At 70.4% G+C, this 7,235-nt stretch carries 6 protein-coding genes; 3 read left to right on the top strand and 3 right to left on the bottom strand.

The window, feature by feature from the left end; translation table 11 throughout:
- The coding region (locus tag AC1D15_RS12770; protein ID WP_477826264.1) for a DNA topoisomerase III at positions 1-2,570 on the bottom strand (2,570 nt) is incomplete at its 3' end.
- Between the two features lie 126 nt (positions 2,571-2,696).
- On the opposite strand from AC1D15_RS12770, the gene AC1D15_RS12765 reads away from it, so the two are divergent.
- Genes AC1D15_RS12765 through AC1D15_RS12755 form a run of 3 tightly spaced genes read left to right on the top strand, consistent with a single transcriptional unit; the run spans position 2,697 to position 4,895 of the window.
- Positions 2,697-3,233, top strand: coding sequence for an SET domain-containing protein (locus tag AC1D15_RS12765; RefSeq protein ID WP_477826263.1), 537 nt, complete (start codon positions 2,697-2,699; stop codon positions 3,231-3,233).
- 7 nt (positions 3,234-3,240) lie between these two features.
- The gene (locus AC1D15_RS12760) at positions 3,241-4,230 is read left to right on the top strand and encodes a biotin--[acetyl-CoA-carboxylase] ligase (RefSeq protein WP_052211333.1); all 990 of its coding nucleotides are present in this window, start codon (positions 3,241-3,243) and stop codon (positions 4,228-4,230) included.
- Entirely contained in the window at positions 4,230-4,895 is a 666-nt protein-coding gene (locus tag AC1D15_RS12755) for a hypothetical protein (RefSeq protein ID WP_047501524.1), read from the top strand. Before AC1D15_RS12760 ends, AC1D15_RS12755 begins: the two co-directional genes overlap by 1 nt.
- A 33-nt stretch (positions 4,896-4,928) precedes the next feature.
- Here AC1D15_RS12755 and AC1D15_RS12750 read toward each other — a convergent pair whose 3' ends face one another.
- Complete coding sequence (locus AC1D15_RS12750) at positions 4,929-6,722, bottom strand: S8 family peptidase (protein WP_477826262.1); 1,794 nt, start codon at positions 6,720-6,722, stop codon at positions 4,929-4,931.
- 44 nt (positions 6,723-6,766) lie between these two features.
- Positions 6,767-7,235: PKD domain-containing protein (locus AC1D15_RS12745; RefSeq protein ID WP_477826261.1), on the bottom strand; the 469-nt coding region annotated here is incomplete at its 5' end.

Raw genomic sequence — 7,235 nt, 5'->3', positions numbered from 1 at the left:
GCCGCGGCCTCGCCCGCGGCCGTCTTGGCAGGCGGCTTCGCGGCGCGCGGCTCGAACTCGAAGCTGACCTTGCCCTCCTTCTTGTCGAAGGCCAGGAAGGCCTTGAACTTGCGCCGCGTCTTGTTCGAGACGAAGTTCTCCAGCAGGTCGGTCTTGCCGGTGGCGAGCAGCTTGCTCATCTGCTCGTGGGCCACCGGCTGCTGCAGGATGATCTTGCCGCTCTTGAAGTCGCAGGTGATGTGCGCGCCGACCGCATGCTCGCAGACGTAGGAGCTGCCGAACTCGAAGACGCGGCCCTGGCACTTCGGGCAGTGGCCCAGGCTCTCCTGGTCGGAGAAGTCGACCGGCTCGCCGGCCTCGGCGTTCTTCGCGTCCTCGCCGAAGTCGAACTCCAGCTTCCAGTTCTTGATCTCGTCGTCGAACGCGAGCTTCAGCTCGGCGGTGAACGGCCAGCCGGCCTTCGAGCGGAAGCCCTCGAGCGGGCCGATCTTCTTGTCGGCCAGGAAGCGCTCCACCTCGTCGAGCTCGAAGCTGCGCCCGCCGGGGATCTTGCTGATCGAGAAGCCGCAGCCGTTGTCCTCGGCCGGGCTGGTGCCCACGCAGGTGAAGCGGCGGTAGTTCTCCTTCACGACGCCGCCGCAGTTCGGGCAGGGTGTCTTGAGGGTCGCGTAGTCGCCGGGAATGGTGTCGCGGTCGTACTCCTTGGCCTTCGCGACGATGCGCTGCGTCATCGCGGCGATCTCGGCCATGAAGGTCTCGCGGCTGAGCTTGCCCTTCTCCATCTCGGACAGCTGGAATTCCCAGTTGCCCGTCAGCTCGGGCTTGGTCAGGTCCTCGACGCCCAGGCCGCGCAGCAGCGTCGTGAGCTGGAAGGCCTTCGCGGTCGGGATCAGCTCGCGGCCCTCGCGGTGCATGTACTTCTCGAGGATCAGCCCTTCGATGATGGCCGCGCGCGTGGCCGGCGTGCCCAGGCCCTTCTCCTGCATCGCCTCGCGCAGCTCGTCGTCGTCGATCAGCTTGCCGGCGCCTTCCATCGCCGACAGCAGCGTCGCCTCGCTGTAGCGCGCCGGCGGCTTGGTCTTCATCGGGTTGACCGCCACGTCCTCGGTGCGCACCAGCTCGCCCGGGGCCACCGCCACCAGGTTGGCGTCGTCCTCCTGCGCCTCGCGGCCGTACACCGCGAGCCAGCCCGGCTTCACCATCACCTTGCCGTTGGTCTGGAAGCTGTGCTCCTTGCCCGCCGCCTTCACGGTGCTGATGCGTGTCGTGACCATGAACTCGGCCGGCGGGAAGAAGACCGCGAGGAAGCGCTTGACGACCATGTCGTACAGCTTGGCCTCGACCTCGGTCAGGCTGCGCGGCGCCTGCAGCGTCGGGATGATGGCGAAGTGGTCCGACACCTTCGCGTTGTCGAAGATGCGCTTGTTCGGCTTGACGTAGCCCTCCTTGAGCGCCTTCGCCGCATGCGCCGACAGCGGGCGCAGCGGGCCGGGCAGGTCGTCGGTGGCGAGCATCTGCATCGTGTCCTTCACGACGGCGACATAGTCTTCCGGCAGGTGCTTGCTGTCGGTCCGCGGGTAGGTCAGCACCTTGTGCTTCTCGTACAGCGCCTGCGCGATGCTGAGCGTCGTCTTCGCGCTGAAGCCGAAGCGGCTGTTGGCCTCGCGCTGCAGCGTGGTCAGGTCGTAGAGGCCGGGCGAGCTCTGCGTGCTGGGCTTGGCCTCTTCGGTGACGCTCGCCGGCTGGCCGCGCGCCGCCTCGGCGATGGCCTGCGCGTCGGCCGCGTTCCACAGGCGGTCGGCGCGCTGCTCGGCGTCGTCGGGGTTCTTCTTCCACTTCGGGTCGAACCACTTGCCCTCGTACTCGCCGGCCTGCGCCGCGAAGGTGGCCTTCAGCTCCCAGTAGTCACGCGAGACGTGCTTGCGGATCTTCTCCTCGCGCTCGACGACGATCGACAGCGTGGGCGTCTGCACCCGGCCGACGGTGGTCAGGAAGAAGCCGCCGTCGCGCGAATTGAACGCGGTCATCGCCCGCGTGCCGTTGATGCCGACCAGCCAGTCGGCCTCGGAGCGGCTGCGCGCCGCCTGGGCGAGGCCCTGCAGGCTTTCGTCGCTGCGCAGGTTGTCGAAGCCGTCGCGGATGGCCGCCGGCGTCATGCTCTGCAGCCACAGCCGGCGCACCGGGTGCTTGCTCTTCGCGTGCTGCTGGATCAGCCGGAAGATCAGCTCGCCCTCGCGCCCCGCGTCGCAGGCGTTGATCAGGTCGGTGACGTCCTTGCGCTTGACCAGCTTGACGATCGCGTTCAGCCRCCCCTTGCTCTTGTCGATCGGGTTCAGGTCGAAGTGCGGCGGAATCACCGGCAGGTTCGCGAAGCTCCACTTGCCGCGCTTCACGTCGAACTCCTCCGGCGCCTTGATCTCCAGCAGGTGGCCGACGGCGGAGGTCACGATGTGGTGCTCGCCCTCGAAGTACTCGTCGTGCTTCTCGAACTTGCCCGCGGTGGGCGTCAACGCACGCACGATGTCCTGGGCGACGGAGGGCTTCTCGGCAATGATCAGTGACTTGCTCATGGGACTTTCTGGTGATGGCTCGGCCGGGGTCGGCGCGTGCTCTCTACAATCCGGGCTTCTCGCGCGCATGCACGCACACGCATGCACGCGCGCGCACCCATGAATTCAATGTACCCAAAGAAACCGATGACGCAAGCCGGCACCGCCAAGTCCCCTCGGTCCACCCCTCGGTCCAGAGCGACCGCCCCCGCGAAGGACGCCGGCGCCACGGCCGCCGGCCGGCGCATCCAGGTGCGCCGCTCCGGCGTGCACGGCAAGGGCGTGTTCGCGATCGCACCGATCGCCCGCGGCGAGGTCGTGATCGAGTACAAGGGCGAGGTGATCCCCTGGGAAGAGGCGCTGCGCCGCCATCCGCACGACCCGAAGGACCCGAACCACACCTTCTACTTCCAGCTCGACGACGGCGAGATGGCGATCGACGCCAAGTACGGCGGCAATGCTGCGCGCTGGATCAACCACGCCTGCACGCCGAACTGCGAATCCGACGAGATCGACGGCCGCGTGTTCATCAAGGCGAGACGCGCGATCAAGCCGGGTGAGGAACTGTTCTACGACTACGGCCTGATCATCGACGAGCGCTACACGCCGAAGCTGAAGAAGGAATACGAATGCCGCTGCGGCACCCGCAACTGCCGCGGCACGATGCTCGCCCCGAAGCGCTGAGGCTGCGATGAGCGACCCCACCGAAGACGACATCCCCGACACCACGCTGCCTGCGGCATCGCCGCAGCACTGGGGTGCCGAGGCGCTGTGGCAGCAGCTCGAGCCGCTGCTGCCGGGGCTCAGCGTCGAGGTCGTCGCGCGCATCTCGTCGACCAACACCGCGCTGCTGGAGCGCGCCCGCGTCAACATCAGCGCGATCGACGAGGCCGCGGCCGAGCTGGTGCAGGTGCGCCGCAGCGTCGAGAGCGCCGCCTTCGGCCGCCGCGCCGCCGACGTGCAGCCCTGCCTGCTGGTGGCCGAGCACCAGACCGGCGGCCGCGGCCGCATGGGTCGCGTCTGGAAGGCCGCGCCGGTCGCCTCGCTGACCTTCTCGCTGTCGCTGCCGATGAACCCGCCGGACTGGTCGGGGCTGTCGCTCGCGGTCGGCTGTGCGCTGGCCGACGCGCTCGACCCGCGCACGCCGGGCGATGCGAGTGCGCCACGGATCGGCCTGAAGTGGCCGAACGACCTGTGGCTGATGGAGGCCGGATCCGACGCGGGCCGGCTGGGCCGCAAGCTCGGCGGCGTGCTGATCGAGACGGTGGCGGCCGGCCCGCGGCGGCTGGCGGTGATCGGCATCGGCATCAACGTGCAGCCGATGCATGCCACCGAGCTGAACACCGGCTACGGCTGCGTGCAGGAGATCGACCCCGCGCTGACCGCGCCGGCCACGCTCGCGCGCGTCGCGCTGCCGCTGGTGAAGGCGCTGATCGAGTTCAACCGGCGCGGCTTCGGTGCCTTCGTCGACCGTTTCGCCGCACGCGACCTGCTGCGCGGCCGCGCGATCACGACGACGCAGGCCGACGTGGCCGAAGGCATCGCCGACGGCGTCAGTGCCAACGGCATGCTGCGCGTGCTCACCGCCGACGGCCCGCGCGAGGTCGGCAGCGGCGAGGTCAGCGTGCGCCTGACGCCGGCGGACGGCGGCGCGCCCGACCCGCAGGCCGAGGACGCCTGATGCTGCGTGCGATCGTGCTGTTGCTGCTGCTGGCGAACCTGGGCTTCTGGGCCTGGACGCAGGGACAGCTCGACGGCGTGGTCGGCGTGCGCGCACAGGGCGACCGCGAGCCGGAGCGGCTGGCGCGCCAGGTGCGCGCGGACAGCGTGCACATCCTGCCGGCGGGCGCGGCCTCGGCGCCGGCCGGCACCCCGGGCGAGCCGGCACTGGCCTGCCTGGAGGCCGGTCCGTACACGCCGGCGCAGATCGCGAGCGCCGAGTCCGCGTTGCAGAGCGCCTTGCCGCCCGGCAGCTGGAGCAGCGTGAGGAACGAGCTGCCGGCGGTCTGGATGGTCTACATGGGCAAGTACCCGAACCGCGAAGGCCTGCAGAAGAAGGAAGACGAGCTCAAGCGGATGAAGGTGCCGTACGAGGAGCTGCGCAACGCCCCCGAGTTCGAGGTCGGCTTGTCGCTCGGCCGCTTCGACAACAAGGACACGGCCGACAAGGCGCTGGCCGAGCTGACGCAGCGCGGCGTGCGCACCGCGCGGGTCGCGCAGTTGTCGGCGCCGGGCGTGAGCCACACGCTGCGCATCCCGCGCGCCGACGATGCGCTGTGGGCGCAGGTGATGGCGCTGAAATCGGACGCGTTGCTGGGCCGGCCGTTCGGCAGCTGCGCCAAGTGATTCGCAGCCCGGATGGCCATCCGGGTTCGTCGATCAGGCCGGAACCGTACGCCGCAGCGCGGCCACCGCAGCCAGCAAGCCCAGCAGCCAGCCGAAGCCGAGGGCGCCGCCGCCATCGTCGCCCGGCGGGTTGATCGGCGGATTGCCCGGATCGTTGCCCAGCCCGTTCGAAGGCAGGTCCTGGCCCTGGGCCGCGGCGGTGCGCAGCGCCGGGGTGTCGATCACGACCGACGACCAGTTCGGCGCGGTGTAGCCGGTCGGGTTCGCCGCGTACACCAGGGCCTGCGCCGCATCCATCAGCCCCGCACCGCAGGTGCTCGTGGTGCAGATGCAGCGGCCCGGGTTCGAGTTCGAACACGCGCCGACCACCGGCGACGTGACGTGCGGCCGCGCGCTGCGCTTGAGCCCGTCGATCACCTGCGCGGTCGTCAGGTTCGGGTTCACGCTGACCATCAGGCTCAGCACGCCGGACACCAGCGGCGTCGCGAAGCTGGTGCCGAACTCGTTGGCGTAGATCGGCGTGCCGGGGGTGCTGAATCCGCCGTTGCTGATCGTCAGCAGGCCATCGTCGTTGATCGTGCCGCCCCATGCGCCGATCTGCGAGGTGTCGCCGCCGACCGTGGCGATCTGGATGCTGGCGCCGAAGTTCGAGTAGCTGGCCTTGAAGCCGTCACGGTTCACCGCGACGACGCCGACCACGCCGCTGCAGTTGGCCGGACGCGTCACCTTGCCGCTCTCGTTGCCGGCCGGCGCGACCACGACGGCGTTCACCGCGGCCAGGTCGTTGATCGCGCTCTGGTAGGCGGCGTTGCAGTCGTTGCTGCCGCCGAAGCTCAGGTTGATCACGCGCGCGGGATGCGGGTTGATGGGCAGCGTGTTGTTGCTGCTGTCCAGCACCTGCAGGCCCGCCGCCCAGCGCATGCCGTCGACGATGTCGGCGACCGTCGCGCCGCACTTGCCGGAGATGCGCACCGGCAGCACGCGGCTGGTCCAGTTGACGCCGGCCACCCCGGTGCCGTCGTTGCTGGACGCGGCCGCGATGCCCGCCGTCGTGGTGCCGTGCCAGGAGCTGTCCTCGACGCCGCAGCCGCTGAAGGCCGCATTGCTCAGGTCCGCTTGCGAGACCCAGTCGCCCGGATCGCTCGGATCGGTGTCCCAGCCGTCACCATCGTTCGCGTACTCGATCTCCGAGACGAAATCGCGGCCCGGCCAGTAGCGCGCTGCCGACAGGTCCGGGTGCGTGGTAACGCCCGAATCGAGGATCGCGATCGTGACCGTCGCGCTGCCTTGCGTCGTGTCCCAGGCGCCCTGCACGCCCGGCACGCCGCGCATGCGGTCGCTGGCGACGTTCGTGTTCGATCCGCTGACCGGTTGCAGCCACCACTGCCCGGTGGTGCTGACGGTCTTCGGGAAACGCGGATCGTTCGGCAGCGCCAGCCGGCGCTCCAGGTCGTTGGTGACGACCCACTCCACGTCCGGTTGCGCCCGCAGCTTGGCGGCCATCGTCGCGGCCTCGCCGGCCGACAGCACGTGGTCGAAATCGACCCGCTGCGCCGCGCGCCCGTTCGGCGAGATCTTCAGCGGCGCGAGGCCGGAGGCGCGCATCACGCCCTGCAGCCGCTCGGTGCCCGCCCTCGTGATGCCGAGTGCCGCGGCCTGCTCGTGCGACGGTGCGTCCTTCAGCTTCACCAGCAGACCGAGCGCGCGTGGCGCCGTCGAGGCGGCCGGCAGCGAACGGTCCGGCAGGGGGGTCGCCGCGGCGGCGTGACCGGCGGCCAGGGCGCCGAGCACCGCGAGGGCGCAGGGGAGTGTCAGGAAGTGGCGCATGGGGATGTCTCCGTCGAGTGGAGATCATGCCCCAATGCGGGGCCTCAAGTTGTGTGCAAGGGTCTGCGCCGGCCGTGCGGCCCGCGCAGCGCCAGCACCGCCGCGAGCAGCCCGGCCAGCCACGGCCAGCCGAGGGCACCGCCGCCGCTGTCGCCGCTCGGGGCGGAGGCGCTCGGCGTCGTCGGCGTGGTGGGRGTGGTCGGCGTCGACGCGGCCGACACGGTGACCGAGGCGGTGCTGGTCGCCTGGTGCGCGGCGTCGTCGGTGACGGTCAGGCTCACGGTGAAGCTGCCGGCCGCCGTCGTCGCGACCGTCACGGTCGCGGCATTGGTGGCACTGGTGAAGCTCGCGATGCTGCTGCCGGCGGTCAGCGTCCACTGGTAGCCGGTGATGGTGTGGCCGGCCGGCGCCGACGAGCCGCTGCCGCTCAACGTGATCGTCGAACCCGCGGTGACGCTGCCGGAGCCGGCATCGATGCGCGCCACCGCCTGGGCCACGGCGGCCACCGCCGCG

Source organism: Rhizobacter sp. P2_H2 (genome assembly GCF_056403375.1).
The sequence above is the reverse complement of the archived record's forward strand: the minus strand, read 5'-3'. Positions and strand labels throughout refer to the sequence as shown.

Excerpts from the sequence above, each read along its gene's own strand:
- AC1D15_RS12765 (WP_477826263.1), top strand. The coding sequence starts at position 2,697 with ATGACGCAAGCCGGCACCGCCAAGTCCCCTCGGTCCACCCCTCGGTCC.
- AC1D15_RS12760 (WP_052211333.1), top strand. The coding sequence starts at position 3,241 with ATGAGCGACCCCACCGAAGACGACATCCCCGACACCACGCTGCCTGCG.
- AC1D15_RS12750 (WP_477826262.1), bottom strand. The coding sequence starts at position 6,722 with ATGCGCCACTTCCTGACACTCCCCTGCGCCCTCGCGGTGCTCGGCGCC.
- AC1D15_RS12755 (WP_047501524.1), top strand. The coding sequence starts at position 4,230 with ATGCTGCGTGCGATCGTGCTGTTGCTGCTGCTGGCGAACCTGGGCTTC.